The sequence below is a fragment of the Paenibacillus canaveralius genome (assembly GCF_047238265.1).
GTDB lineage: Bacteria > Bacillota > Bacilli > Paenibacillales > NBRC-103111 > Paenibacillus_F.
The window spans coordinates 40,442-66,391 of the sequence record NZ_JBDFMM010000002.1 but is presented as its reverse complement, the minus strand read 5'-3'; the positions used below and the strand labels follow the sequence as shown (position 1 = coordinate 66,391).

39 protein-coding genes and 1 other RNA gene are annotated in these 25,950 nt (G+C 49.2%); 7 read left to right on the top strand and 33 right to left on the bottom strand.

Annotation, left to right across the window (positions count from 1 at the left end):
- Positions 1-177: 177 nt before the first annotated feature.
- From ABC395_RS26835 to terL, 3 genes are all read right to left on the bottom strand, one after another.
- A complete protein-coding gene (locus tag ABC395_RS26835) occupies positions 178-1,011 on the bottom strand; it encodes a phage minor capsid protein (protein ID WP_413006901.1) in 834 nt (277 codons plus the stop codon).
- Positions 1,012-1,014: 3 nt separating this feature from the next.
- The gene (locus ABC395_RS26830; protein ID WP_413006905.1) at positions 1,015-2,589 is read right to left on the bottom strand and encodes a phage portal protein; all 1,575 of its coding nucleotides are present in this window, start codon (positions 2,587-2,589) and stop codon (positions 1,015-1,017) included.
- A 69-nt stretch (positions 2,590-2,658) separates the two neighbouring features.
- Positions 2,659-4,371 (bottom strand): phage terminase large subunit, encoded by a 1,713-nt coding sequence (gene terL, locus ABC395_RS26825; protein WP_413006900.1) that lies wholly within the window; start codon positions 4,369-4,371, stop codon positions 2,659-2,661.
- 426 nt (positions 4,372-4,797) lie between these two features.
- Here terL and ABC395_RS26820 point away from each other — a divergent pair, with 426 nt between their 5' ends.
- Positions 4,798-5,727: a hypothetical protein gene (locus tag ABC395_RS26820; protein WP_413006899.1), complete on the top strand. Its 930-nt coding sequence runs from the start codon at positions 4,798-4,800 to the stop codon at positions 5,725-5,727.
- Positions 5,728-5,759: 32 nt separating this feature from the next.
- Here ABC395_RS26820 and ABC395_RS26815 read toward each other — a convergent pair whose 3' ends face one another.
- Positions 5,760-6,302: an HNH endonuclease gene (locus ABC395_RS26815; protein WP_413006898.1), complete on the bottom strand. Its 543-nt coding sequence runs from the start codon at positions 6,300-6,302 to the stop codon at positions 5,760-5,762.
- 173 nt (positions 6,303-6,475) lie between these two features.
- Between ABC395_RS26815 and ABC395_RS26810 the strand changes: the two genes are divergently transcribed.
- Positions 6,476-6,682, top strand: coding sequence for a YqaE/Pmp3 family membrane protein (locus ABC395_RS26810; protein WP_413006897.1), 207 nt, complete (start codon positions 6,476-6,478; stop codon positions 6,680-6,682).
- A gap of 35 nt (positions 6,683-6,717) precedes the next feature.
- Here ABC395_RS26810 and ABC395_RS26805 read toward each other — a convergent pair whose 3' ends face one another.
- The 14 genes from ABC395_RS26805 to ABC395_RS26740 all read right to left on the bottom strand — a co-directional run bounded on the left by ABC395_RS26805 (position 6,718) and on the right by ABC395_RS26740 (position 12,914).
- The gene (locus tag ABC395_RS26805) at positions 6,718-6,921 is read right to left on the bottom strand and encodes a hypothetical protein (protein WP_413006896.1); all 204 of its coding nucleotides are present in this window, start codon (positions 6,919-6,921) and stop codon (positions 6,718-6,720) included.
- A gap of 674 nt (positions 6,922-7,595) precedes the next feature.
- Complete coding sequence (locus tag ABC395_RS26800) at positions 7,596-7,997, bottom strand: phBC6A51 family helix-turn-helix protein (protein ID WP_413006895.1); 402 nt, start codon at positions 7,995-7,997, stop codon at positions 7,596-7,598.
- A gap of 147 nt (positions 7,998-8,144) precedes the next feature.
- The gene (locus ABC395_RS26795; RefSeq protein WP_413006894.1) at positions 8,145-8,840 is read right to left on the bottom strand and encodes a Bax inhibitor-1/YccA family protein; all 696 of its coding nucleotides are present in this window, start codon (positions 8,838-8,840) and stop codon (positions 8,145-8,147) included.
- Positions 8,841-8,863: 23 nt separating this feature from the next.
- Positions 8,864-9,082: a hypothetical protein gene (locus ABC395_RS26790; RefSeq protein WP_413006893.1), complete on the bottom strand. Its 219-nt coding sequence runs from the start codon at positions 9,080-9,082 to the stop codon at positions 8,864-8,866.
- Positions 9,070-9,312 carry a hypothetical protein gene (locus tag ABC395_RS26785; protein ID WP_413006892.1) on the bottom strand — a complete coding sequence of 81 codons (243 nt, stop codon included), beginning with the start codon at positions 9,310-9,312 and terminating at the stop codon, positions 9,070-9,072. Before ABC395_RS26785 ends, ABC395_RS26790 begins: the two co-directional genes overlap by 13 nt.
- Positions 9,313-9,820: 508 nt before the next feature.
- Positions 9,821-10,003: a hypothetical protein gene (locus ABC395_RS26780; protein ID WP_413006891.1), complete on the bottom strand. Its 183-nt coding sequence runs from the start codon at positions 10,001-10,003 to the stop codon at positions 9,821-9,823.
- Entirely contained in the window at positions 10,000-10,377 is a 378-nt protein-coding gene (locus ABC395_RS26775) for a hypothetical protein (RefSeq protein ID WP_413006890.1), read from the bottom strand. The genes ABC395_RS26780 and ABC395_RS26775 overlap by 4 nt, the downstream gene beginning before the upstream one ends.
- The gene (locus tag ABC395_RS26770; RefSeq protein WP_413006889.1) at positions 10,377-10,712 is read right to left on the bottom strand and encodes a hypothetical protein; all 336 of its coding nucleotides are present in this window, start codon (positions 10,710-10,712) and stop codon (positions 10,377-10,379) included. The genes ABC395_RS26775 and ABC395_RS26770 overlap by 1 nt, the downstream gene beginning before the upstream one ends.
- Complete coding sequence (locus ABC395_RS26765) at positions 10,694-10,882, bottom strand: hypothetical protein (RefSeq protein ID WP_413006888.1); 189 nt, start codon at positions 10,880-10,882, stop codon at positions 10,694-10,696. Before ABC395_RS26765 ends, ABC395_RS26770 begins: the two co-directional genes overlap by 19 nt.
- Positions 10,879-11,301 carry a hypothetical protein gene (locus ABC395_RS26760; protein WP_413006887.1) on the bottom strand — a complete coding sequence of 141 codons (423 nt, stop codon included), beginning with the start codon at positions 11,299-11,301 and terminating at the stop codon, positions 10,879-10,881. The genes ABC395_RS26765 and ABC395_RS26760 overlap by 4 nt, the downstream gene beginning before the upstream one ends.
- 203 nt (positions 11,302-11,504) lie before the next feature.
- Positions 11,505-11,741 carry a hypothetical protein gene (locus tag ABC395_RS26755; RefSeq protein ID WP_413006886.1) on the bottom strand — a complete coding sequence of 79 codons (237 nt, stop codon included), beginning with the start codon at positions 11,739-11,741 and terminating at the stop codon, positions 11,505-11,507.
- A 247-nt stretch (positions 11,742-11,988) separates the two neighbouring features.
- Positions 11,989-12,180 (bottom strand): hypothetical protein, encoded by a 192-nt coding sequence (locus tag ABC395_RS26750; RefSeq protein ID WP_413006885.1) that lies wholly within the window; start codon positions 12,178-12,180, stop codon positions 11,989-11,991.
- A gap of 37 nt (positions 12,181-12,217) precedes the next feature.
- The gene (locus tag ABC395_RS26745) at positions 12,218-12,385 is read right to left on the bottom strand and encodes a hypothetical protein (RefSeq protein WP_413006884.1); all 168 of its coding nucleotides are present in this window, start codon (positions 12,383-12,385) and stop codon (positions 12,218-12,220) included.
- A 343-nt stretch (positions 12,386-12,728) separates the two neighbouring features.
- A complete protein-coding gene (locus ABC395_RS26740) occupies positions 12,729-12,914 on the bottom strand; it encodes a hypothetical protein (RefSeq protein WP_413006883.1) in 186 nt (61 codons plus the stop codon).
- A gap of 699 nt (positions 12,915-13,613) precedes the next feature.
- On the opposite strand from ABC395_RS26740, the gene ABC395_RS26735 reads away from it, so the two are divergent.
- The 3 genes from ABC395_RS26735 to ABC395_RS26725 all read left to right on the top strand — a co-directional run bounded on the left by ABC395_RS26735 (position 13,614) and on the right by ABC395_RS26725 (position 15,188).
- Positions 13,614-14,066: a hypothetical protein gene (locus tag ABC395_RS26735; RefSeq protein ID WP_413006882.1), complete on the top strand. Its 453-nt coding sequence runs from the start codon at positions 13,614-13,616 to the stop codon at positions 14,064-14,066.
- A 462-nt stretch (positions 14,067-14,528) separates the two neighbouring features.
- Entirely contained in the window at positions 14,529-14,792 is a 264-nt protein-coding gene (locus tag ABC395_RS26730; RefSeq protein ID WP_413006881.1) for a hypothetical protein, read from the top strand.
- Positions 14,793-14,858: 66 nt separating this feature from the next.
- Positions 14,859-15,188 carry a hypothetical protein gene (locus ABC395_RS26725; RefSeq protein WP_413006880.1) on the top strand — a complete coding sequence of 110 codons (330 nt, stop codon included), beginning with the start codon at positions 14,859-14,861 and terminating at the stop codon, positions 15,186-15,188.
- Positions 15,189-15,231: 43 nt separating this feature from the next.
- Here the strand turns inward: ABC395_RS26725 and ABC395_RS26720 are convergent, their stop codons facing one another.
- From ABC395_RS26720 to ABC395_RS26690, 7 genes are all read right to left on the bottom strand, one after another.
- Positions 15,232-15,363, bottom strand: coding sequence for a hypothetical protein (locus tag ABC395_RS26720; protein ID WP_413006879.1), 132 nt, complete (start codon positions 15,361-15,363; stop codon positions 15,232-15,234).
- A complete protein-coding gene (locus tag ABC395_RS26715; RefSeq protein ID WP_413006878.1) occupies positions 15,360-15,752 on the bottom strand; it encodes a hypothetical protein in 393 nt (130 codons plus the stop codon). The genes ABC395_RS26720 and ABC395_RS26715 overlap by 4 nt, the downstream gene beginning before the upstream one ends.
- On the bottom strand, positions 15,740-16,114 hold the full coding sequence (locus tag ABC395_RS26710; protein ID WP_413006877.1) for a helix-turn-helix domain-containing protein: 375 nt from the start codon (positions 16,112-16,114) through the stop codon (positions 15,740-15,742). The genes ABC395_RS26715 and ABC395_RS26710 overlap by 13 nt, the downstream gene beginning before the upstream one ends.
- Positions 16,101-16,673 carry an AAA family ATPase gene (locus tag ABC395_RS26705; RefSeq protein ID WP_413006876.1) on the bottom strand — a complete coding sequence of 191 codons (573 nt, stop codon included), beginning with the start codon at positions 16,671-16,673 and terminating at the stop codon, positions 16,101-16,103. Before ABC395_RS26705 ends, ABC395_RS26710 begins: the two co-directional genes overlap by 14 nt.
- 300 nt (positions 16,674-16,973) lie before the next feature.
- Positions 16,974-17,156: a hypothetical protein gene (locus tag ABC395_RS26700; RefSeq protein WP_413006875.1), complete on the bottom strand. Its 183-nt coding sequence runs from the start codon at positions 17,154-17,156 to the stop codon at positions 16,974-16,976.
- Between the two features lie 59 nt (positions 17,157-17,215).
- Positions 17,216-17,377, bottom strand: a complete 162-nt coding sequence (locus ABC395_RS26695; RefSeq protein WP_413006874.1) for a hypothetical protein — start codon at positions 17,375-17,377, stop codon at positions 17,216-17,218.
- A gap of 87 nt (positions 17,378-17,464) precedes the next feature.
- Complete coding sequence (locus ABC395_RS26690; RefSeq protein WP_413006873.1) at positions 17,465-17,674, bottom strand: hypothetical protein; 210 nt, start codon at positions 17,672-17,674, stop codon at positions 17,465-17,467.
- Positions 17,675-17,851: 177 nt separating this feature from the next.
- Between ABC395_RS26690 and ABC395_RS26685 the strand changes: the two genes are divergently transcribed.
- The gene (locus ABC395_RS26685; protein WP_413006872.1) at positions 17,852-18,610 is read left to right on the top strand and encodes a hypothetical protein; all 759 of its coding nucleotides are present in this window, start codon (positions 17,852-17,854) and stop codon (positions 18,608-18,610) included.
- Between the two features lie 318 nt (positions 18,611-18,928).
- Here ABC395_RS26685 and ABC395_RS26680 read toward each other — a convergent pair whose 3' ends face one another.
- The 4 genes from ABC395_RS26680 to ABC395_RS26665 form a co-directional block, all read right to left on the bottom strand.
- Complete coding sequence (locus ABC395_RS26680; protein ID WP_413006871.1) at positions 18,929-19,168, bottom strand: hypothetical protein; 240 nt, start codon at positions 19,166-19,168, stop codon at positions 18,929-18,931.
- A gap of 191 nt (positions 19,169-19,359) precedes the next feature.
- An RNA gene (locus ABC395_RS26675) (hammerhead ribozyme type II) lies at positions 19,360-19,425 on the bottom strand.
- Positions 19,425-20,078, bottom strand: a complete 654-nt coding sequence (locus tag ABC395_RS26670; protein ID WP_413006870.1) for a hypothetical protein — start codon at positions 20,076-20,078, stop codon at positions 19,425-19,427. The genes ABC395_RS26675 and ABC395_RS26670 overlap by 1 nt, the downstream gene beginning before the upstream one ends.
- A 411-nt stretch (positions 20,079-20,489) precedes the next feature.
- Positions 20,490-21,371: a S1 domain-containing protein gene (locus ABC395_RS26665; RefSeq protein WP_413006869.1), complete on the bottom strand. Its 882-nt coding sequence runs from the start codon at positions 21,369-21,371 to the stop codon at positions 20,490-20,492.
- Between the two features lie 182 nt (positions 21,372-21,553).
- On the opposite strand from ABC395_RS26665, the gene ABC395_RS26660 reads away from it, so the two are divergent.
- Positions 21,554-21,886, top strand: coding sequence for a helix-turn-helix domain-containing protein (locus ABC395_RS26660; RefSeq protein ID WP_413006868.1), 333 nt, complete (start codon positions 21,554-21,556; stop codon positions 21,884-21,886).
- A gap of 34 nt (positions 21,887-21,920) precedes the next feature.
- Here ABC395_RS26660 and ABC395_RS26655 read toward each other — a convergent pair whose 3' ends face one another.
- The 4 genes from ABC395_RS26655 to ABC395_RS26640 are packed head-to-tail and all read right to left on the bottom strand — an operon-like array spanning position 21,921 to position 25,924.
- Entirely contained in the window at positions 21,921-22,331 is a 411-nt protein-coding gene (locus ABC395_RS26655) for a 3D domain-containing protein (protein ID WP_413006904.1), read from the bottom strand.
- A 58-nt stretch (positions 22,332-22,389) separates the two neighbouring features.
- Positions 22,390-24,477, bottom strand: a complete 2,088-nt coding sequence (locus ABC395_RS26650; protein ID WP_413006867.1) for a hypothetical protein — start codon at positions 24,475-24,477, stop codon at positions 22,390-22,392.
- Positions 24,478-24,510: 33 nt separating this feature from the next.
- A complete protein-coding gene (gene thyX / locus ABC395_RS26645; RefSeq protein WP_413006866.1) occupies positions 24,511-25,308 on the bottom strand; it encodes an FAD-dependent thymidylate synthase in 798 nt (265 codons plus the stop codon).
- Positions 25,298-25,924, bottom strand: coding sequence for a hypothetical protein (locus ABC395_RS26640; protein WP_413006865.1), 627 nt, complete (start codon positions 25,922-25,924; stop codon positions 25,298-25,300). Before ABC395_RS26640 ends, thyX begins: the two co-directional genes overlap by 11 nt.
- Positions 25,925-25,950: the final 26 nt, after the last annotated feature.

The window sequence follows — 25,950 nt, the reverse complement described above, 5'->3', positions numbered from 1 at the left end:
TGGATCTCCCGCGGGTTCTCCACCTGTGGGGGCGCCTGGGTCCTGCGCGAAAAGCTGTAGATTAAGCGGTAAATAAAACTGTCTTAACATCGATAAACCTCCATTCGTTTTTAACGAGCAACGCCTCGAATTTTGCCCTTGCCAGTTTAATGTCGTAGGGGCGTCGGACAACGCAAACTAAACCGATTCCGGATTTCGGATCGGCGTTATGGTGTGCTTACAATTCGGATGGAAAATTTGACGGGAACCCTTCGCTTCATCCAGCGTGGGGTATCTGCCGGGAGCATCAGGAACGAGTTTAACGACCCTGCCCTCCCAATTCCGACAAGCGTCTATCGCTCCGTGACGTGATATTGTGGCGTACATAACGCCTCTTTCCAGGGCCTCGTTTCGCGTAGCCTCATTGTGCGCGTGCATCATCTTCGTTCGGACTAGCATATCGACGTAAGTTTCAGGCTTCCAGCGCCTGCCCGCCGCGTCGACGATTCCGGTGTTCAACGCGTCGCCTAAACTGGAACGCAGCTCATGCGTAATTTGCCGGGTATTCGTCCGATTTCCGTTAATCCCTGCGGCCATATTGCGTCGAAGTACGTTAGCCACAGACGCACGTACGGCATTCCTAATCCGGCGTTCTACGTTTGTGGTTACTGCGAGAAGGTCCTCCTGTGTGTCGGCAATAACGGAGGCTACCATTCTTTCGTTTAGGGAGCCAAACTGCGCGAGCTTAAGGGCTTCCTCCAACGTTTTAGCGGAGCCTAGAGCAAGGAGAGCCGTCGCCGCGCCCATTCTGGCGGCCTTCGGAATATGCCGCTCGACCCATTGGGCAGATTCAGCGTTCAGCAACGCCAGCTGCTCGGCTATCTCGGCGAGTTGCTTGGCTGCGAGATCCCTCGATAGACTTCCGGGGTCCGTACGCTCCAACTCATCGTGGATGTCCGCAAGCGCTCGCTTATAGGCGTTCACCAGCTGTGCGACATCGTACTCATATTTCGGTTCGGGGATATTCGTCATTCCTTAATCCTCCGATTTTTCCTTTTCGTCGGAGTCTTCTTCGTCTGGCTCCGTTTCCTCTGGCTCGGCGTCCGGCTCGTTAAACACGGAACTAGGAACTTTGGCGACGGCCTCCTCTTCGTCTCGCATGCGGTCAATTTCTGCCTGGGCCTGCTGCTCGGTCAGATCATCGATTTGCATAAGCGCGGTTTTCTGGCTGATTGTCGGCTTGCCGCCTAGTCGCATGCTGTAAATCTGTGCTTGTTCGAGTTCATCGTCGGGCAGCCCGTCTTTAAATTTGATCTTAGGCACAGTCACGGCATAATCGATATCGACCTTCGAGTCTTCCAATAGCTGCGCGATAAGGAATACTTTACGTAAGCCACGGTCATAGTACTGGCGTTTACGGTTTATCTTCGCAAGCAAACTATTCATCCGAAATTTAATAGCCAATCCAGACGATCCGGACGTGCCAGAGTTATCTTTTCCGAGTGCCACGGCAGGAATTTCAGCGACCGTTAGAATTTGATCGATTAAAAGCTTGATCTCTTCGAAGGCCGCCTGTAACTGGCCGTCCCAGGTGATGTACTGAGGCACAACCTCGTTTTTGTCAGCTGCTTCAAAAACCTTGTTTCTCCCAGCGCGAAAAATCGTTTCCCCGTCTTCCGTCTCCTCAAGCGACCCGGTAGGAACTACCATAGCAGGGTCGGAGTGCTTGTCCAAAATCGAAGCGATAAGCGAAATCCGGTTGTTCAGCTCATCCAACAAAGGTTTTAGTTCGCTGAGATCGTCCAGGCCCTCCCAGCCGTCCCCTGTCGCATAGTTCGGAACATGCACGACTAACGGGAACGGAACGCCTGTCTCTTCCTCGCTTCGGCTGATCTCCTCCAAGATCCGCCACTCGATAACCTCGTTATCCATATTAGAGTTCGTTGCCAATGCTCGAAGCTTCCGAGTTACTATTTTTCCGGGATAGTGTGACTCGACATCGATAAACCATTGATCCCCGCGGACTGTCCGACTTCGAGTTGTTCGCAGGCCGTTCAGACGCTCAAGATCAAACTCGCTTAATCGCTGACCGTCCTCCATCAATGTCGGCAGAGCGATATGGTACGCCTTTATATTGTTCGCGTTAAATGGATCGGCCTCCGGAAATACGTACTCTGCGATTTGGGATTCGATAAATACTCGAAAAGGATCGAGACTTTTATCCAGTTCGCCGCCGTACTGCTGACCCCAACGAATTTTATAAAACGAGTCTCCCCGATAGCTGTTCCCTAAAGCCGACTCGTAGTTAACAATGCCAAGGTCATTCTCCGCGGCCATACGCTCAATGGCTTTTTGCTCCGGCGAATCATCTGCGTTTCCAGCTGAATAGAAAGGCGTTTCCCCGAACAAAAAATCCGCGCTCTTTTTACTTACCAGCCCTGCCATGTTAAGAGAGATATATAAATACTCGCCTTGTGTGTGGCTGAGTTTATTTCGTACGCGCTCGAATACGTCGTAGTGTTCTCCCCGGAATAACTTGCGATTTTCTTTATATCGCTGAATCCGTTTAACATGCGCAGGAGGAGGAAAGTACTGTCCAATATCGAACATATCTGCCAATATACCAGCCCCTCTCAGTGCTTATGTTTCCTCATACTATAGGGGGGCTGTCGGGCAGTTTCACAAGCCTTTGGGCTTCGTTTTAAACGTACGTATTCGAGTTGTGCCGCATAAATCTACGCATCCGGCGAGTGCATCCGGTAAATCGTCATGGTCAGCCGTAGGGAATTGCTCCAGCTGCTCAAGTAATAGCCGCTGCTGCCTCATGAAACGAAGAATTCCGGACTCCACGAGGGGTTCAAGCATTTCGATCCGGTCCTCTTTCTTACTCCGGGGAGTGATCGGTTTTAACTTAACGGAGTAGATCCCCTTTCGGGTTAACGCTTCCCTTAGCTGTCTATAAAAATCAAATTGGGCAGCTACGACTTCCACACCGAACACTTTTGGTCGATACTGTATGATCTTTTCTACGGCGACCTCTAGCGCTTTATGGGCCGGACATTTTGCCGCCCAGGCATCCACAACGTACAGGACCCCCGTCCTACGCTCCCGGCCCAACGTTATAATCGCGTTGTAGTCCGAGCGATTACTTTTCCCCATCGCGATATCCCAAAACTGGTAATAGTCGAACGATAGGTCCCGTCCGTTAGCGTCCTTTAAATCCATATAGTCGAAGTAGGTGAACCTGTCCGGCTTAAATATCTGGGACTCTTCGTCTAACGGGTTATTGAGGTACTCGGAGCCAAACGCCCGAGATCCGACGTTTATTTTTTCTAGCATTAGCTCGGCGTAACCCCAGCGCCACGGCCAGAGAACTTCCGCGCCTTTATCCATTAGCTCACGGTTCGACCTGTAGAATTGCAGGGCGGTTTCCTGGCGGTCCTCGTCCTCCACATTCCGGTAAAGGTCCTCAAACTCTTGCCACAAGTCTTCGCGTTCTGGCGGTGAAATAATTGCCGAGAAAATGCGAGATTTAAAATCGCCCCGCTTTAGTACTGTGGGCAGCAGGCCGGAACCGTGGACAATCGTTCCCATATAAATAAAGGCGGTGTTTTTCGTTCCAATAGGCATGACAACGGAGTTAAACCAGTGAAGATTTTTTTCACGCAATTCGGGCGTGTTCGTATTTTTTGAGGACTCCAGGTCGTCGCAGATTACGAGATCCGGACGGTGGGCGCCGTTACGCTTACCCCGCAGCTGTTTACCCATTGACGCTGATTCGACGAGAACGCCGTTCTTCGTTAAAAACGCTTCTTGGTTATCGCGGTCGTTCAATTGCTTTTGTGGGGAGAGCAGCTCGCCGAAATCGGCCCGGAGCTTTTCGTTATACTTGAGCTGCTGCGAGATCCATTCGATAAATTTCTTCGACATTGCGTCGGTTTCGGAAATGATGAGGATGTAGCGTCGGAGGTTATATACGATCTGATGTACTGGGAACATGTTCGAAAGATACGCCGATTTGGCGTGTCCCCTGGGGGCCGCCCAGCCCACACGAGCATTAAGCTCCAGCGTGGATACAACGTTCAGAATGTCGCATAGTTCGCCATGAAATCGAGGGGCATCTTCGAGGCGCGTGCCCAGCGGTATGAGGTTCCCGTCATTTTCGGGATTTCGTTCATCAGAGAAGTACTCGTACATAAAATAGAGGACGTCGGACTCCCCGCGGTCAATGCGCTTTAGTCGTGCCAGCTCCTCCATGTCGTTCAATAAAATTTCAAGTTGATTGTTTCGAAGGGCGCCAGTTTTACGAGCTTTCTCAAGCAGGCGAACTCGTTCTCCCACGAGAGAGATACGATTCTGGCGTTGAGTGGAATTTAAAATATCGAAGTTCATCGGACTCTCCTTTCAGCCCGAAACGCAAAAAAGACGGAGCCACCGAAGAGGTGATTCCGTCTATAACGTTTCTCAATATATAGCGCAGCTGAAAGGCGTTTTAACAAGTCTTGGAGGATTTGCCTTGTCGAAATGAGAGCTTACGAGGTATAATAGCCAATATCGTTTTTAACGGAAATCTCTTCCCTTAAAAACAGAAAACGCGGCCCCATCCGGCAAGATGTCCGCGTTTTCTAACCACTATATGAGACTACCGATAGATCGGGGATACCCCCGCCTATGAAGCATCTGAATGTTACTAACGGCGCAAGGCCGCGATGCTTCGAATATGGATATAGGCTATTTTATCACTCTCCAGCCCATACCTCAAGGCGAATATATGTTCCCCTTCCAAAAGTAGTCTCCGACTCCAGGAGGCCGAAAACTATGTCCACTATCCGCGTAGCTAAAAAGAAAGAATTTCCTTACATCCAAATCGATAAATTCGCGATTGACGAAGATAACCGCATATCGTGGCAGGCGAAAGGCTTGCTTACGTACCTAATCGGAAAGCCTGACGATTGGACGATTCGTATTAAAGATCTGACGAACCGTGCGAGCAACGGGCGTGACGCTGTGTTCGGAATTATTAACGAGCTGATCGCCGCGGGTTACATCGAACGGGAACGTGTGCGTTCGGAGGACAGTAAGCGCGCGGGTCAATTCGAGGGCATTAACTACATCGTCTATGAAACTCCTTTACATACCGAAAAATTCGAGAAGAAGAAAACAGGCAAAAAGACTAAAGATTCGCCACATCCTGAAAACCCGGATATGGTGAAAGAAGGGGAAAAATCACCACGTCCTGAAAACCCGGATACGGTAAAACCCGATACGGAAAACCCAGACCCGGTTATCCCGACCTATAGTAATAATGAATCTAGTAATAATGATTTTAGTAATGATGAGGAAGAAGATATAAAAGATACGCCTCCGGCGATTAGCGCCCGATTTATTGAAAAGGATATCCAAAGAATTCAAAAACTATACCCTCAGTACTCCAAGGTCGTTGAAGATATGGGAGCCGCAGCAATACGCGACCGACGTCCTGTATTCGGAGAAGAGGAGATTTTCCTCGAACAGGCCGCAGCCATCCCCGTTCATCCTGAGACACTGTGGGAGGTCTATACCTCTGTGCGCTCAGAATTGGACCGTACGTCTGGAAACGATTATGCGCCTGAGCTAATCGAAGAAGTATTCGCAAAGTTTGGTCGCGGACTTAAAAAGCAACGAATCACCATCGACGCGGCGTCATGGTTTAAATCGACCTGGACTAATGAGAAGATTTCGCTGGAGCAAGCCGCGATGATAAAATAAAGGGAGCGCCTCATGGCACCCCCTCTCTTTTATCACACGACAGCCCGCGTTCTTTTCAGGCTGTTCGAATATGTGTGCAGCTCGGCACGTTTCTCTCTCGCGACCTGGGCAGCCTCGTAAAGCGAGTCATACGTCCCGAAACGATGCTGCTCGCCGTTGTAGCCGATCTGTACCCGGTACTTACCGTTCGATAATTCGTAAACGTTACGAACGCCTGTCCGCGACCAAGGCGGCGCCGTGATATTTTGATGATTCTCCGCGGGCGTACATACTCGCAGGTTTTCTGACGTGTTATCGAGGGTATCCCCGTTAATGTGGTCGACGACGAGTCCTGGCGGTGCTTTCGTTAGCAGTCGATGGAGATACACGTCCTCACGTAATCGGCAGCCGGGGCGCCCCAGGTACCTGTATCCGGCGATGTAAGGGGTTCCGCCGCGCTTATTAAAACGGACGAGCCATTTATAGTGGACCACGTCAGGGACTCGGGCTGCGTCAATAAGCACCTCTACACGGATATCTTTGTATGGCACGAAAATAACGGCTTTCTCGCCTACAATCTTAATACTGTTCTTCATTTTGGCTAAACGCCTCCTATATTTTTTGTCACGGTAAAATATAGGAACGTGCGCGTTTTTGTGACGTATAAAGGGTAAAGCCATCGAGGTAAATATTTCATATCGGATTATCGACAATCCGGTACCTTTATGGTTTAATGAGGAAGTATTTTACATTCTAGGGGGATCGCCAGATGAGATATTTGCTCGCCATTATACTGCCGCCTGTCGCCGTGCTGCTCTGTGGTAAACCGATTCAAGCGCTAATAAACTTTTTGCTGTGCCTATGCCTACTCGTTCCCGGCATCATTCACGCTTTCGCCGTTGTCAGCAGCCATAAGGCGGACAAACGAAACGACAAGCTTATTAAGGCAATCAGCCAAAACGGACAGGCCCAGTAATCTACAAAAAAAAGAGCCAGGACGTATCCCGGCTCTTACTCTTCTTCGCATATCAATGTCACTAGCTCGATTAAAAAGTCAGCAGCGTCAACTTCTTTTCCAACCTCGTCTTTAATCTCCTGGTCGTACTCCGCGAAACGCATAATCGCTTTAAATACTACACGAGCGCCTCTAATACGTTCGACAGTCTGCTCGGGAGTTGCCCGGCCATAACGGAGATCGGCGATAATTTCGTCCAACGCCACGGACCCCGGCTTAAACTGAGCGATGATCGTTCTCTCCTATCTTTCTACGCTTACTATACGGCACATGACCGCCTTACAACGCTTACTATCGCCCCTATTCGATGGGACCGCTAACTATTGTTTACTACAATTCCCATTATAACGTTAAAGCGTTATTATGCAACATGACGTCGGATGTCGTGTGTGTCGCTATGCAAATGTAAATAAATACCATCTACTTTAAAATTTATTATACGTATTTTTCTGGCGCTTAACCGGGGGTAGGCAGCCGGGGGTGGCCCCCAGGTGGCCCCCTAAGCGTTTCGAAAGAATGAATCGTATCATTATCGATGCTTGATCGATGTGTGCTGACGTCATGCAGCTGTGTGTATAGTGTATAGGGTGCGCCTTCTTTTCTTCTTGCTTTATGCAACGATTATACATATACATAAGCATAAAATGCGGGTTTTGTACATATGTCTATAAGCGCAAAGCCGCGCCACATAAGGGTTTATTAAATCGTACACGATCATACACTATACAGTGAATATACATTCCCAGTAGTATATCGTGAATAACCCTTATATGACGCGGCTTACAGTAGATAGTGGCAATAATTACCTGGTAATTTATACATCCCGTTTATTCATCGAGGCCGGGCCTTTATGCAACGGTTATGCAGGAGAAAACTACTCCCCCATTTCTTGACGAAGGCGTTCGATCTCAGCCTCGATTGCAGCGTCGGAACGATTATCACGTATCGTCTGGTCGATTCTCTGAACGTCCTGGAGTTTACCCCTATTCTTGAGTACCAGCTCAATGGCCTTCAATCGTGCGCCTTCTGAGAGGCCGCTAGAAGCGAGTCGGCGTAAATAGCGATAAGTATCGGACAGAAAGTCGTCCATAGCTCTATCGGCGACCTCGTTCTTATAGGCGATAAATTCGGGGTCCTGGCGCCAGCGGAATAAAGTACGTTCGGAACAGCCCACTTCCTCGGCGACCATAGGCATAGTATACTCGTTTTTATCGTCCGTCGCCAGTATTTCGGCAGCTCGTCTCTGGGGCGCGCTGAGTCCTGTTTTCATGGTCATTTTTCGTCACCTCCTTTCGAGAGAACGAAATTTCCCTACTATAATATAGGCGTTAAAAACGTCATCCGCCGTGAGTGTCCGACTCAAGCAGCAGACGACGATAAAATTAACGTGATTCTTACCGGATTTTAACGACTTTCCCGCTGGTTAGCTTTTACTCGACCAATTCCCTGCGAACAGGCGCAGAACGAACATGAACAGGTTTACGACGTCCAGATATAACATGAGCGCAGCCATCGGCACTTCTTCCGGCTTCACTCCGTCACGATAACGACCAACGTCATGCACGATCCAAGCGCTAAAGATGAGTACTCCTGCGATGGCATATACGAGACTGAGCGTAAAGCCTGCGCCGACGACGTGTTTCACGATTGCGAGAGCTAGAAGTCCGAGCGTAGCAGCTATGAGATAGCCGCCCATGAACGAAAAGTCTCGTTTCGAACGTTTAGCATAGACGGCAAGGGCCGTGAAAATAACTGCTGTAATCGTGAAAACGATCATTACGCCTCTAGCGCCAACCTCCGATCCTAATCGAGCGATTGCCGGATAAAGCACGACACCGACCACTCCAGAGAAGGTGTACAGGAACGTGAATCCGATATTACGTCCCCGAACTACTTGTACGAGGAGCCACACGAACATTCCTAAAAAGGCGATTGCGAAGGCTCCCGCAATTGGTGCTGGAATAACGTAGGCTCCGGCTAACATCGCCAGCAGCGTAATGATTACCGAGATAGAAAACGTCTGTAGAATATGCGAGAACGATCCTGCAACTTTCTTGTCGAGGCCAACGTCCACCGACAGAATTACTTCGTCATTTTTGGTATATCTAAACAGATTCATATGATTGCTCCTTTTGATTTCGTTTATTTTTTCCGTGATTTTACGAGCTTGACGTAACCACACGTCCCCACGATTACCAAACCAGTAAGCATGGCGCCAGTTACGAACAGCGCGATCTCAAAGGACGTTTGCGGAGGCCCGAACATCGGCATGTAAAGCCCTGTGTACGCAAGTCCGATAACGGTCGCTATCAACGTTCCCGTGAAAATCGCGAGCATTACATTTACGATTATTCCGTACATGCCGCTGCCTCCCGTACTTTAGCCGTGTATTCAGCGAGCAACGCCTCGGCAGTCGTCTTCGTGAGTTCGCGGAATGCTGCAATATCGTCATCAGACGGGAACTCAACGTCGCATAGCTTTTCGGCTAAATCCTCCATAGCCTTCAAGGCTTCAGAGTCTTCCGAGATATCTGCGTCAAACTCTTCGTTGAGTAGCCAGACTAACGCTAGTAGGATCGTGAAATCCTTCATCGAGATTCACCTCCTTTCGCGATAAGCTCCTGGAGACGACGATACAGGTCATCCAGATCGATTTCTGTCGCGGGTCCTCGGAGACGACGTAGGAACCCCTCGTCAAACTCTTGTACGTGCTCGACGTGAGCTGGGCCGTACGTAACGCAGGTCCTTGAAAGACGCGCTAATTCATCTCCTGGTTCAACGCGCGTGCCCTGAAACGTTTTTGCCGGATCTTCCCCAGCAGGCAAAGCGCCCATTTTACATTCCTCCTATTTATTCATTCGAGGTACAATATAGAGAGGCCGTGGCGTCTGTGACATCTTGCCTATGTTAAAATCTTTAACACTGTCTATATAAATATCTTTATTAAAGAACCGTGAGATAGCGATAAATACTTAGTTCTTGTTAGTGTTAAAATCTTTAACATAGCTTTAGTACGATAAAGTATTCATTGGACCGTTAAAAAGAAAAAAAAGAATAGGGTTAGCCGCACGCCGCAGCCGATCCTATCCGTCATCAAACGTCATATATTGTGTACCGTCCATTTCCCTTTACGCTCGATATCTGTCATTCCACAAGCGTTAAATACCGCATAATTACGTCCGCAGCTGCTTACCGCAAGCATGCCGGGCGTGTACGTCTTCCCCGCGCAGGAGACGATTTCAGACCCGGCAGCCGCGTGTTTAATCGCCTCAAGTAGCTTCATGCAGAATCCCTCCCCAGCGACGCCAGATAGCGTTTATAGGCGTTCTGGGCGTTCTTGGCCCCGCTGATCGGCGCCCCAACTCGTACGCATTCGCGAATAAACGAGATATCCGTGTCGCGTCCCATCTGCCCGAGATTAAGTAGGCGCCAATGGACTAGCTCATGCAGCAGGGTGCCGAGGATCTCCTCACGTGTCCGGTACGCATTGCGGACACGACTCATAACGATTTTTTGCGTGGATTGGCCGTAGAAGATGAACTGTCCGTTCGTTCTAGTCCACCGACGATTTACCAGCTCGATATCGCCCGTGTAATCAACGCCCCAATGCTTGCGACATAACTCGTTTGCGGCTGCGAGCAGCTCGTCCCGGTTCATTAGGCGTCCTCCTTCGGTTTGATGACGCCATCCCAAGCCGCTAAAGCGCCAATTAGCTCGTAAGCCTTATTTTCCTCGCGTTCATCTTTGATAAGGTACTGCTCGCGTGTTTCTATCCAATGGGTAATTGTGTCGGACAGGCTGACTTTTCTATTTACCGAGAACGACTCAGCCCGCACTCTGTCACGAGTTGTCCAAGGTATCAGCAGCCAGCGCTTCCGTATTTTTTGGTAAACAGTGATGCGAATATAGACTTCGTTAAAAGGCCCCTTATAACTCTCAATTACAGCCTCATACACGCGGCCGCTAGGCGCTGTCACCGGGTACTTTCGCATGATTTCGTCTCTCCCTCGGCTGCAATCTTCTTCATCTGCGAAAGTGCTGTGTTAGCTATACGCCACAATTCGTACTTGTTTTCTCCCTTCGTAACTAGGAGTAACGCGCACTCCGCGACATCCAGCGCCCGCTGTGCTTTTTCGTACTTTAACCGTGCTTGCTCGGTCATTTCGCATCCTCCTCGGACATGGATATTTGGTCTAGCGCTGTTTTCGCAATTCTCGCCATTTGAGAACGCGGAAGCATAGGCTGCCGCCTGTCATCGAGCTGACGTAACGCTTTTGTTGCGATATCGAGCTGTAATCTAGCCTGATCTCGCTCTCTTTTCGCTGGAAACAGGAGTTTTTCGCCTTCCCGGACGATCCATCGCGCAAAAACACGATCCAGGAACACCGGGAGTCCTACGCACGCGCCGCCATCCCAGCGCCCAACGTCGTTCCTGGCCGCCTGGTAAACGTACATAAGGGTGTCTTGTAACTCGTGAATTTCGGCCTCCTGCGCGCGTATATGCCGCAGCAGCTCGCGGTCGGCGTCGCTGTTTAGCTCGTCGGCTAACCTTTCCCGGAACGCCAATCTCGTTTGATTCATCGTAATTTCTCCCTTTCGTGGTTTCGCTCGTCCTCCGCAAATTCGTCCAAAAGATTGAAAAAGCTGTAATAAGCCAGGTTCCACTCATCGCTCGATCTGTCTGACGCCCAATACATGCGAGCAATCTTACACGCGGCCCAGCCGAATCGGATCTGATTAAACAAGTTCATCGCGCACACCGTCCTTTAGATGACCATAGAGTGCTACTCTATAACCTCGCCCTTGGCCCAGCGTGCAATGGTTTCCATCGGAAGGATGTAGACGCCTCCTTTACCGGGACCAGCTACCTGCCTATATTCAACTCCATCATGTCTCATTCGTGCGTTAAAAGGTTCAAACCAGCGGACACCTATGTCCAGCACTTTTCGCGTGCTGTATGACCGCGGCCCCTCTTTACCGTTGTGGTAGGTCTTTCCTACTTCGATTTCCTGCGGTGACATCCGGTTACCCTCCCTTAGTTGATGTTTAGCCGTTGCATGTCATTGATGTAATCTTCCGTCTGACAATCAGCGCAATCCTTATATTCAATCCCATGTTTGCAGCTATATTGCAAAGCGTGGTAGAACCCGTGGTGCTTTTCCGTGTTACAACAATGTTCTTTTCCGTTAAATTTGCGGGTGCCATTCGCACCATAATCTGGACCACATACCGGACAAACAATCACCGTAATCCCTCCTTTATTCATCACTAAACATCATCAATATCATTTACTTCAAATTCGTCCACTTCGGCGGAAACCACTGCTTCGCGCCATTTACTGGCGGTGTCTAGCAGTATATTTCGCTCGTGTTCAGGCATCACCTCAAACTCTTCCTCAGTCATGTCCAGTACTGCCTCAAAATCAACGTTCAACCATGCCGTTCCCGTTACTTTAATCACTGTATAAACCCTCCCTTAGTTGATGTTTAGCAATTGTTCAATCTTGTTCGTAATGATCCGGTCGCTCCTCGTCACAGAACCCTTCTGCCTCCTCCAACAACTCAAAGGCATCAATAAATTGATTTTTCAGGGACACGACAAAGGGAAACCCTTTATACTCGCCATTTTCTTCGATTAAAAATCCATTCCGCTCTGATTTGTGCATTTTAAAGCCCTCCCCTATTTTGAATCGTACGGCCGGGGAATTACCCAGACCAGCCCGCAGCCACACGCTAATTCTTCCTTGTAGTCGTCCTCGTCGAGCAGCCCCTCGATTTCTGCGTCACAGTCGCATTTCAGCGTAAACTTTAACGGTTTCAAGCTATTTCCTCCCTCTCGTCATCTGCCGACCCACTTCGTAAAACGATCCGTCATTGTCTCTGACGACTAACAGCCGCCTACAGGTATTGCAGCGATAAAAAACCTTCGAGTCGTCAGACCACACCTCCGCCATTAGGTCGACGTGGTGTATGCCGCAGATGCATTCAATCTGAATAAAGTGCGCCAGTTTACGCATGGTCAATGTGGTCAAGCAGTTGCAGCACGATTTCCGATAAAGAGCGTTCCATTTTAGACATGTATAGCGCTTGTTCGATTGAAACGAACCCAAGTCCGGCTGCCTTCTGAGTCTCCAACGTAACTTGTCTTTCGCGTATTAGCACGTGTAACTCGCGCATCTGTTGACGGATACCCACCTGTTACTCCTCCTTGGACTGGGGTTCCGCGGCGGCGGAACCCCCATCGCTGATTATTCGCCCCTTGTCTCCCGCCGTTTTGAGAACAGGACTCGAAGAAAGAAAGCGTGATAGCTCGTTTCAAAGGTACAATATAGAGGCTGTAACTTGTTTGTGACACGTCACCCATTCCTTTCCCGCAATCAGAAGGATACAAGCACGCAATATTAGAAAATGATTAAGTTTTTTAGTCGGGATTGCTTACCCTCGAAATTTATGATAGGATAACGAATGTAGCAAGTGATACGATATGTATCTTTATGGTCGCTCATGCCCGCAATTACAGGCTGGGTATCGTATCATTGAGGTATAATTACGTGGGTAGAATGTCGTTTTGTGTCGAAATCGTTTGAAAGGTAAATTTAACCATGCTATAATATAGAAGGTTGACGGCGGATATACTGCGAGTATGTCCCTCGCCGCCGATAGTTTAGGGAAAGGCTATCGGCGGTTTTACTATGCCTATTTACACGTTTTTGAGATCGTGATATGATAAACCGGAATTACATAGCTCGTCGCCTTCTCTTTACTCGAAAGTAGGCGATGTAAGGCCGCACCTGTCGCTAGGTACGGCCTTTTTAGTACATAGAAAATATTTGTAAAAATCGGAATAACGATATATAATTATTTTTGTAAGCGAAATTACTGGAGGGTGACTCTATGACTGTGGATGAGAGAAAATGGAAGGTCGAGCGTGCGTTACATTTACGGCAGCGCGTCGAGTTGGCGAAAGAACACCAGGACGAGGCTTCCGCGTATCACTTCACGACGTTGCTTCGGGAACTGCTGGAGATCGAAAGAGAGCTGAAAGAGGATAGCGCTCGCGAACGAAGGGTACGGCATCAACGGAGAATGATGCTCTTGTACGGGCTTCTTTGCAGCGTGGTGGCTGTCATTTTGATGCGGGTGATTTCCGTTATATACTTTCCAGAGTACGTAAAGGTTACAGGCTGGCTTCTGACGGCTATCAACGTATTTTTTGCGACCTATGGGGCAAAAGGCGCGCATAGGAATTTCCGGCGCGGAAGGAATTGGAGGAATTTGGCGTGGATGAACGTCGGCCTTTTTGTTTTGGGCCTGGCGTTCGCTGTCACAACTTTATCGACCATCTAGGGTAAAACAAAAGGGATCTATCCCCCGGAGAGAGGATAAATCCCTTTTTCGCTCGCCCACGTAAGCGAAACGGAGGACGATTAAACATCCTTATGGCGAGCTACTAAGGCACATAATAGCATACTCCCCGAGAAAATGCAAAATAATCGTTGACAAAATAACGGAAAAACGATATTCTGTTATTTGTAAGCGAAACATTTTCCGGAGGAGGAAAAAAGTTGGTAGAGAAGTATTATGTTATCGGGGTTAAGTACGGCAGGAAGGTTTCCTATGTCGCATCTTACCGGAGCATGATTTTTGAGTACACGGAGGACGTGCTAAATGCAGGTCGCTACTCGAAATCCGCAGCAATCGAGGTTATCCGAAATTACCCCAGAACGTTCAAAGCGTGGTACGTACATGTCGAGAACGGCAAGTTACTACGTCGTTACCCCGTCACCCTATATTAAAGGAGAAATCGATATGAAAAAAGAGTATATTGTGGGCGTCTTTGCATCAGCAGATTCGAAGGTTCGGTATTTCTCGGGGTTTGGAAATCTGGATGAGGCGTTTTATACTACGAATTTTTCGGAGGCAGCTGAATTCCCCTTCGAGCAGGCTGTGGAAATGGTAGCGAAAGGCGAGGGATTTATCAAGGCGTGGGAGGTTACACGCTCTGCTGACGGGCTTACTCCTACGGGCGTCGAAATATCTTTCAATAATGAAAAATTACCAATATTTGATTGAACTTTATTCGTCCCCATGATGTAATGACTAATATAGGAATAATATTACGAGAGGGTTGACTACCTAATGCGAGAATTCAGAGTCATGTCGGGTTCCGGTTCGTTTTTCACTATCCAGGGAAGTACACTTATTGAGGCTATAGAAAAAAACTTCAATCGACTTCATAGAGAGTTCAACTTTGGGAATGCGGCAGGCTATGTATTACGCAGCGTTAAGGCTGAGTATAGAGAACATGCTCTCGGAGGTAAAGGCGGTGTTCTTCTTGAGGTTAGACATACGGGCATGGATTTAGCCCATACTAAAGCTTCTCCGGACGTGAAAACAACAAATATTCTGATTTATGCAGCTCCTGAGGACTTGCCTACGGAACCAGTTTTTACTATCGCAAGTCTATAGAAAACGAAAAAGTCGTCCTAATTGGACGGCTTTTCTTTATGCGCTAGATTACGTTCAAGAATAGCAGAAGAAAAATCATAATGAGCGTGTAGTCGATGGGGAAGTATCCCTTATAGATGTCCGACAATATGCCGAAAGCGACTACTCCGACGAGAATCCACGCAAACGTAATCAAGCCGTCACCTCCCTACGCGCTCTCCGGCCGTTCATACGGTAGGTTACGTCTGCTGTCGTGTTTGTCATATCCGACGCAACTTCGCGCTCCCTGCGCGTCCTGGACTGGTTTTCAGATAGGAACGGGAAAGGCGTGTTCGTAACCTTATCCGGCGCTTTATCGCTCAACTCGTCCCGAAGGATGAAATCTGCTAGAAGCTCCAACTCGTTCGTTCCCGGCTGCCTCCCTGTTTGCTGAAAATACGACTCGGTCAATACCTCCACAGCCGAGATACGAAACTGAACGGGCATGTCCGTCACTGCGGTAAGCTCGCCCACAGCCGCATAAAACGCTGCTCTATAATCCCCCGTTGTAAATCTTCCTGCGTAGATCGATGTCAATTTCCCCACGTCGCTGTTCCCTCTTCTCTCTTTTCGTTGATTGCTGCAATTTTCCGAATAGCAGCGTTTAAATGATTGCTTACTCCCTGCTGGCTCATACCTAGCATGCCAGCGATTTCGCTCTGAGGGAGATCTCGTTCATACGCGTAGTAAATTACCTGTTGCTGGCGCTCGGTGAGACACGCGTCTTTGATAGACTGCTCGAAGTCGACCAGCATAACGACGGCGTCATAATCCCCGCGGGTAATTCGCTCGGATCTCACATGATGGACCTGCTCCAGCAGCTTCCGAACGCCTTCCTCCGAGGATAACGGGTATAACGACTCCAGGCGTTTTCCTCCCTTAGATAGATCGACTTTAACGGCTCCCATCGACGGCACCCCCTTGAGAAACGATATACGCAAGCATCTTTCGGACCTCGTCCTCTAGCTGGGACAGATCGCCGTCGTTAACGATTACGTAGTCGACGTCAAAGCCGTTGTAGTGGCTCTCTGTGTCATGCAGCATGTCTTCCGGACGGAATATATCCCCGGCCGCCTCTGCACGTTTCTGACGGACTTCTACGGGCGCGTGGACGCGTACTATCGCGAATCCTTCCCGCCGCAGCGCATCGTACTCGTTGGGCTGCCGCAAATCAGTGATTACGGGACGGAATGGCTGGCGAGCACAATGCTCTTTGATGGCGATGCCTTCGAAGCACTTACGTACCCAGATGTTCGGATCGCGCTCCCGCATCGTTTGGCCGAACCATTGGTATAGCTCGCGCTGCTTTGCGCCAGTATCGCCGAACAGATCGTGCGCGTAACGTTTAAGCTCGTCGCCGAACGCGAAACGTGTAAACCCCTGTTCAAATACTAGCTGCTCCGCGACGGTGTCCTTCCCGGACCGCATACCGCCGCATAACGCCAATTTAATACCGGGAACGAACATGGTCGACAACCTCCCACTCACGGAGTTTCGTTACATGGCGCTGGAGTTGCGCGTAATTACGGGATTCTAAAGGGGTTAGAACGGCAGTTTTTGCGTCCTCGTACGTAATTTGGAGTTCTGCTGCTGCCTGCGTGAGACGAATTCGCATTTGGGTGAACAGGTCCTCAGCGCGTATGAGCTTGTCTTTATAGAGGTAAACTTGAGGCACGAAAAGCCCCTCCTTCCTAATGATTCATTCGAGGTACAATATAGGAAGGCGACGCCCCGTGTGACGTTTAAACCACAAAAAAAAAGAGCGCCTTAGCGCCCCGGATAAGTAGGTATTCGTTTTGTAATATCCAGCGTGTGCGAACGTTGTCCGTCGTCCGTCCAAACTTCGACGGTAAACATGTCGCCGTCTTTAATGTCGGTCCTTTCAACAATGTTAAGAAGGTCGATAGTGACGATCTCCGCGCCGTTTTCGAGTTTCGTTTTGTATATCATAGTAAATTCGCTCCTCTAGTTTATTTTTCGAAGGAGACGCCTTTCGGCGCCCTACTTATTCAGATGCCGTAGTAATCTTTCAATGCTTTAGTTAGTTGCTTCTTGAAAATCTTTGCTTTAACCAAATCCCCCTTGGACAGTGCTTCATTTAATTGATTTTGCAATCCCGTAGCCGTTATCAATGCTACATCGGAAATCATTTTGCCAACTGCAATCGTCATACCGATCTTTCCTCCGTTGCTATCGTATATTTTTTTTTCGAAGGAGACGCCTTTCGGCGCCCCTCCGTCTTTCTCGCCTTGTCCGTTTTAGAAGCCTAAAATTCGGATCATTGCGAATGTGAACATGGTCCCGAGAATTGCGCCGACTAGGAGCATAAACACCCCATACTCGTCGTCACGCTCTTGCTTCTCTTCGGGCGTTTCTTGGACGATCTCCGGTTCGTCCTGTTCAGCTACCCGTCGGCTGCCGTCGTTCACGAAGGTGAACACCTGCTCGATTTGGTCGTCTTGCTTCATTTACTCGTCCTCCTTGATATTGTTTCGCCTTACAATTAACAGTATAACGATATTCCGATATTAAGTCAACAGTGAAAACAAGCTTTTTTTTTTCGATAAAATTAGTTGACGCAATCGCGACAGCATGGTAATATCAGGTTAGTTAAGTCGCAATCGCGACAGATAAGGAGGTCCCCAGTGTCTTCTCTAAGCAGAGTTACAACAGTACGCGGTTATGCTATATTTCTGGGCCTCGACCCGTCAGATCGCTCCGTACTGCGAAAAATTCAACGACAGTGCGAGCGCGGCGACCTCAACGCTAAACTCGACCAGGGCGCCTGGATAATTGAACTACCACAAAAAGACGAAGGAGAAATTATTATGAGAAACTGGAGAAGTGTAGACGAAGTCCATTACGACGGCATGACGCTTGTACACGCAGGTTATAGCGGCAGCGGAGGCAAATACAAAGATAAGAACAAGATTACTCTTTTCTACGTCAATCAAGTTCCTAAGAATAAATTATCGAATCATTATGGCATAACATGGGATTTTAGCGAATTCTATGCGGATGAGGCTGCCGGAACTTTCGTATGGCCTGCCCCACACGCAATTTTTAAAATAGGGCACAGTGATCGGGATAGCACACGTGAGTACTTCGGACGTGCCCAGTTTACGCCGTATGGTCGTGAAGTTACCTTTAACGGAGAGACGCTAACGATCATTAACCGACCAGTCGTTTACTCCTCTGTTGCAGGGGAACTCCAGTACTATGCGGGGGCGACCGACGACGAGGGAAACGTTTATAAGGTCTTCTGGAACGTGTTTAATATGTTTGAGCCGTGGGAAATTGAGCTGAGGGTAGACAAGTCCCGGTACTGTAAGCACTGCCTTACGGATTGGACCGTCAACGCGAATAACGCGAAATGTCAACACGAATGGGTACCTAATGTATAAAGTAAAGGCCGCGAGGTTTATACCTCCGGCCCTTTTTGTCGTGTATGTAACTCGCGTGTGTCTGCTCCTATCCAGGGGAATGCGTCCTCCCGGCCAATAGCCAGAATCTCCAGAATAGAACGAACATCGATCTCTGTACGTCGGGAATTTTGAAACGAAACCGACTCCCCCGCGTATTGAAGACTATCAGAAAGTATACCACACATTATATCGGCCTCACTTTTCTTTTTTAAAATAACTTTAATAACAGAATAACGATAAACGGATATTATGTCAAGCGAAAATAAAACATTACTTCACACACAAAAAACCGGAGGATTACTCCCCCGGCATTTCTTTTATATACACCCACGTTACCCCTTCTAACTCCGGCGCAAATAGTTCGTCCCTGAGCGTGCAGTACCATTCCCCGTCTATCTCGGCATCCGGCGCTAGGCCATTAGTGACTCGATATGAAATTACACGGTCGATTAGTTGGTAAACGCCTTTCGTCGTCAAGGACAGCATAGACCCTTCGCTGCCCCGGAGGAAGGCGAGCCATTGATTCGTATTTTTCATCGGTTTGCCCTCCTCGGCTTTAACGGCTTTAGCTCACGATGGGAAACGTAGGTATACGGCCGGATCTTCCCCCGGATCTCTTCCTCGCTGCTGACGTTATAAACATTGAGGAATAGGCGCTCTCCGACGCTGTTTTTACACGCAACTCGATAGTGCATGAATATCGTCTCCGTTTCGCTTATAAATGCTACGATGATCTGCCATCGTCAGGCCGTGGGGATCGTTCCACGACGACCGGGACGCGCCCGGTTTCGGCTCATTTTAAGATTGTGCGGTAATGTAAACGTTGAATGTTGTACCCTCCAGCGAGAATCGTTTCAAGACGTACACTGCCTTTTTGCCCTTGAACCGTACCATCAAGGCCGCCATTAGGATTCCGATACACGTTCATTTGCTCGATAATTCCAGTTTTCTTCGTTACCTTGTCAATAAGCTGATTGTACCGGGTATCGAGATCCCGTCGAAATACGGTTGCAGCTTTCTCCTCATCCATTTCTGCGAACGCCGCGTCTGAGGCCGTGATTGCTTTATCTTGGATGAGCTGCCGAAAGCCTGATGAGCTGATTCCCACCCATTTCTCCCGCAACTCCCGGTGCCATTTAATGTCGGCACGATACATTTCATGCAGCCATTCAATAATTTCTCCGTGACCTAGCTCCGCGCGCTGGGCGTCAACTAGACGATGGTGCGCATCCTTTAGGAATCGTTCGTGCTGCCGGATCGATTTCATTGCCGCGTCGACCATCCAAGTCAGGTGGCCGATTCCGTCGAGCTTATTTTTTGCGAGTCCTTTTTCTACCCCTTTTACTAGATCTTTAGAACGTGCCAGCAGCTCATTTTTATACTTCTCGATGTCATGTTCAATTTCAGTAATTCTTCCTTCGGCCTCTTTAACTGTAAGAATTGTCACAGTAGTCACTCCGTTTCGCTTGTTTATTTACCTTTCAATAACAGAATAACGATAATCCGATATAAAGTCAAGCGATAATTGTAGTCTTTTCATAAAAAAGAGCCGAGGTCCTATCCGGACTCCAGCTCATATCGTCTAATTATTCTGTCTAATCTCGGTATGACCCACTCTTTTTTAAGCGCAGTTAGAACGTTATAATGCCGGGTATCCCAGCCCTTGCACGAACGATAGGGCTGTCTACATGGGAAAACGAAATCTCCCATCTTCACGAGCCTTGCGCGTTGTCCAAGGTAAATCACCTCGCCGCTTTTCATGAGCAGGTCGATATCACGACGAGGGTCAACTATGATGATCTTCGTCCGCTCTTGTAACCTTTTGAGCAGATGTTTCGTAGATTTATAGGTGACCCCGTCATGAGGGAAATTCGCTTTTCAGCGCTGCCCCCACTCTCTCCGCTAGTAAGAGGCCCAGGTCGACCTCGAACGTTTCGGAAACCTTCGCCATTGCAATAGACGTTTTAAATACGCCGTGTGTGGTGAATAGAGATAGGAACTTATCGACAGCAGCTGCTGAGGGGTCGTATCCTATAACACCTTTTACAAATCCTCGCAGGTCGTTCACGTCAGGAGACGCCAGAGAAACCCCCGTATCAGTCGGAATAGGCGCTTCTTTCGCAGGCTGCGGAGACTCGGCGGTTACAGACGTTCTAATCGTCGTAGTCTCCTGTTCTTTCTTGGCGCTGGAAGGTAGGTTGCGAGTAGATAGCATAATTTGCTTCTTTTGGGCGTCATAATTTTTTACCATTGCCCACGTGGTGTCGCCTGGTTTAAAATACTTGTGAACGTTGTTTACCCACTTTTTTGCGATATCTCCAACGTAAATAAATCCCTCTTGTCGGTTGGCGTCTTTTGTAACTACCACGGCGCCATGCGCGAGAACATGCGTAACCTCGACCTCGATTATCGACTTTTCGGGGTATACGTCAGCAATTGAGTCGTGAGGTTCCTCAGCTTGGTTAATGCCTTCCTCCCTATTTACCAGGACGGCATTATGTACGTTTGGATCTTCGTTTTGCGCAGCTGCTAGAGCCTCTTTTACTTCTGTGGGAATTTCCGTTTGATACTTGTAGTACGTTGTTCGAACAGTTGAGAAATTAGCGTCGTGTTCGTCCGCGAACTCTTTGAGCTTTTCGGTTGTCTCTCCGTCCGGAAATTTGCCCTTTTCGAGAATTAGCGAGGCGAGCGCGAGCTTCCAATAGGGAAAGTTGTTGCGATTGGTTGCGGCGGCAGGCATGGTCCTAATGTCCCCCTTGTTTTCATTTTTAGTTTGTGAGACTAGTCGATTCTAATTACCCATCATCCAGAATTACCCTTTACAGGAATTACATAAACGAATGGCTCGGACACTTGCAATTATACATGATACAGTTTAAAATATCAATATAACGTTTATCCGATATAAGGGGTTGTCTAAAGATGGTAGCAACTGAACAGAACCATAATTTAAAATCGAATCTTAAAGAGATCCTTAATAAATATTACGTACACAAACAGGCGAGTATGGACGTCGACGGTAAACCTTTTGAATTTATTTCGAAAGATGAGTACGATAAGCTCTCTTTATACGCAAAGGATGACTATTCTCCTATGACCCAGACGCAGCTCGCGCAGCTTACAGGACTTCGGCCTAATAGCGTGTCAGAACTGGTGAAGTTACGCCAGATTAACATTAACCTCGGCCATATAACGAAGGTTGCGCAATGCCTGGGAATCAAAAGTATTTCGGAGATAATCGAGTTTAACGAATAAGAGGAGCCGGACGCATTGTCCGACCCCTCTTTTTTTACTTTCTTCTGACTTCGACCTCCAGCCACCTGCGCCCAAACTTGCGTGTATCTGATAATCGTTCAAAATAAACATCCAGATGCCCCGCCGTTATCGCGCCTCCGCGGTCCGTACAAACGTACGTGTTATCGAGGTAAGGTATATAAATCTCCGTACCGAACGGTAATTCACGTGGGCACGCAATTGTACGGCCTTCCTGAACACGCTCGCCACTCGCCGTAACTCCGTGCGTTGGCGTCGATGAGTCCCCCAGGGAGTACGCGGTTACGTTATAAACCTCGCGTCGAACCGTGGACTTCCCGGAGGGCTTCTTCGTCGCCTGCGGTTTTGGACCGCTAGTAACGTTTTCGGGTTGAGCATTCGCGGCCAGCTGGGGAGAAGTCGTTCCGACGGTTACTAAGTCGCCCATACTGCCGTGCAGCATAACAAGCGCCCATATTACCCATTGGATACGCGACCCCTCCTTATTACGCTGATTTCGGGAAGACGGATTCGACAGGCGTCACAAGCTCGATCTGGTGTGCCTTCGTCCACGTTCCGTAAATATTGCGAACGAAAGAGGGCTTGTCCAATTCGTAATAAACATCGGGATCGATCCTAATATCGGTAATCGTAGTGGTCATACCTTTATAGTCGTGCAGACCGTGCATGCCGTCATACCCCAGGAACCTCACGACGTCCCCGACTTTAAACTCGTTGACTTCCCTGCCAAATGCCGCCCATCTCGATGTTTCTTCGGCTTTTTTAACCTCTGCCTGCGCTTCTTCTTCCGTTAGCAGCACGACCTCAGAGATTACCCCGCCCCAATTCGGATGATTCTCGAATTTGATACGCAGGTCATCGCCCGATACTGCGAGAACTTTCCCAACATCCCCGTTACTCACGCCCGCCCAACCGTTTCGCGGACGCTTACCTTCGGAAATTTGCAGCTTAACGTAATCGCCGACCTTGATACGAGGTTTCTGCGCAGCTTCGACTTCTTCCGGAGTGGCGCGGACCACGTCAGCCTCACATAACCATTGCGTCAACCCGTCAGAAACACGTTCAGTAAGGAAAGGACGGCGCGTGTGGTCATCTTTGACGAGTTTGACGATGTCTCCTTTGGAATACTGCGTCCAGTCGAGGTTAACGACTTTAGCGTATTCGCCGACCTTTAATCGTGAGGCAGCCGCGACTTCTTCGGGAGTTGCGCGTCGGATATGAGACTTCTCCGCCCACGCCTTTTTACCTGTCTTGATCGATTCAATTTCGAAAGGGATGGCGGTTCGGTCGTCAGCAGTAACTTTCGCGATCTCACCCGTAGGAACTTCCCCGCCGTTCGTGAGCGTGCCGCTGTTCAGAACCTTCACGAAATCCCCGACTTTCAGACGCGTAATTTCCGCAATCTCTTCGGCAGTCGCGCGTTGCAGGTCGCCTTCCGCGAACCACGGAGCGCGCAACTCGGAGCCGTCCACATTCTCGCAACGGAACGGCTTGCGGTCGCCGGGTCCGTCATCTTCGAGTACTTTAACGAAAGCCCTGATATCGGCCGAGTGCCCCGCACCCTTACGGATAACCTTCGCATACTCTCCGACTTTCAGACGTTGCTCCTCCGCCAGCTTACGCTCCAGCTCGGCGAGTTCAGCGCGTTTTTGTTCGAGCAGTTGCGCCGTCCCAGGCGCTTCGATCGGCTCCAGCACGACATATTCGTCATGCTGCACAGGATAGTCGTCGCGACTCCCCGCCGAAACTCTTACATAATAATCCACTTCGTTGACGACAAACTCGGCGCCGTTCTCATATTCCCTTTCGCCACGGGCACGACTGACAATACAGATACGCTCGCCTTTCTTCGCTTTGCGCTTAACACCAGAGCCTGCTGGGATCGGCTCCAGGACGACGTACTCTCTGTGACATACTGGGTAAGTGTCGCGACCAGCAGCTTTAACACGAACGAGCCAGGAAGAAGCGTCGTTGACGACAAATTCGGCACCGTTTTCGTAGGCTTCTTCTCCTTCGTCGCAAGCAACAATACGAATAAGCTCGCCCTTCTTCGCTTCGCGCTTAACCTCGCGGTATGCCGTGATCGGCTCCAGGACGACGTATTCTTTGCGTTCGACCAGTTTGGAATCACGTCCATCGCAAGTAATGCGCACGTCGTCCGATCCGTCGTCATCGACACTATTTACCGTAAACTCGTCGCCGTTGTTATACGGTTCGTCGGAAGAATCTCGGGCTACGATCCGAATACGTTCGCCCACTTTAGCCGCACGATTGACCTCGCGATATTGGGCCGCTGCCTCGCGACGGTATACAGTAAAATATTGTGGGTCTACTTTAAGCCCCCTCTTACCGCACAATCTACGAATATCCTCGCCGTTGTCCCTGAAATAAACGTCTCCCCCAGATTCTACGACTGCGTAATAAGAGTTAATGCTGACGTCTAGATAAAGTCTCTGATTATTAGAACGGACGATGTCGCCGCCTTTCGCTGCTTCCGTCGTTTTGACGTAACGTACGCCTTCCACAGTGATAACGTCCTCAGATATGGTAATTACGTTTGTCAGTTTAGCCATGATATACTCGCTCCTTTAGATTAATTGGTTTTTTTAATTATCGAAATATGCGCTTGTCCACGGATCGACCGCGACAACGGCCTCGCGAAGTTTTACGGCGAGATCCGCAATCTCCCACTGGGCACCCTTGCCCGGTCGCCGTTTACGGTAAAAGTTGAGAAGGGCGCGGAGATTAACGGTTAAAACAAGATTGCACGCCGCCGCATTCGGCAGGACCATACGTGCGTCTTCGGCGGGGACGCCAGCAGCTCTCAGGTCGTCGTAGGCTTTCTGAGCAGATGTCAGCGCCTCATGGTATATCGTCAAGGCTTTTCCGCGCTTCTCCTCTGAGGAGCCTGTCACGTTCCCAGCTGCGATCTGATCCAGCAGCTCGTCGCGAGCCGTTACACTCGGAGGGACGACATAATCGAAGCCGCCCGACTTGTCTTCGCTGCCGAACCGCACATACCGCTGACTCTGCACCGAATACGAGAACCCGACGCGATGTCGTGTGAGCTGCGCCAGTAGCGCCCGACTGACGCCTTCGACGGCGAACGTGTATGAGATATGCTCCAATGTGGACGTGTGCCCTGAGCGCGTAATGTGCCGGAATAGACGATCCGCATCCGTTCCGCTGCCGCCGTCGGTCGCTGCCTGGCCGAAGTATTTCGGCCCCTCTTCGATTGCGATCCGCGCAGGTTTACCCGGTGAGTAGCACGTTCGGATAGCGGTTAGCGCTACAACTTGCCTATCGTTATAGTTCGATTGGACGTAATTCTCCAATAGTGCGCCCTTTAATTGATGAACGAACTCCTCGCTTAACTGTGTATGTGCGATTAGCTTAACGTCCATTCGTCGAGGCCTCCCGGCTGTCGTCGACCACTTTCGCGCTCCTTGCGTAGTTAGAATTGACGTGTACCGAATTGGGGACGACACGTCCGTCGGTTCCGACTAGAGTTTTTCTAACCTTCTGACCCCAGACATTCGTAAATTCAACGATGTCTCCAGGCTTTCTATTTGTCGGTTGTGGCGCGTTTAAAACATCGTCGTTGATATGAAGTCTCAGCGCTCTTCGGAGGGCGATATACCGTCCTATGGAAGCGTTGAACACGTCTCCAGGGGCGACTCGCGCGATACCCTTACGAACTACCTCGCCTGTGTCCCGTTTTTTCAGCAGTACGGTAACAACGCCCTTTTCAGGGTTGACATGAAACTCAAAACGGCAATAACCAACACCCCGTTTATAAGCATCTCCACGATCTACGAAATACTGGACGGATCTTTCACACGACCTCACTAAGCGTTCTCGCGGAGTTAAGGCTGTGCCCTTTGGGGTGCTTACGTCGACTTTGCGTTCTCTTTCTTTTTTCCGTTGAATACCGTTTGCAAATTCGATAAGTTCGTGAACGCTACCCGTGAAGGAAACTGTTTCTTCATTCTGATTTTTGGAAACTGTGTATGTCGGCATTTTATTTGCGCTCCTTTTCGGATGTG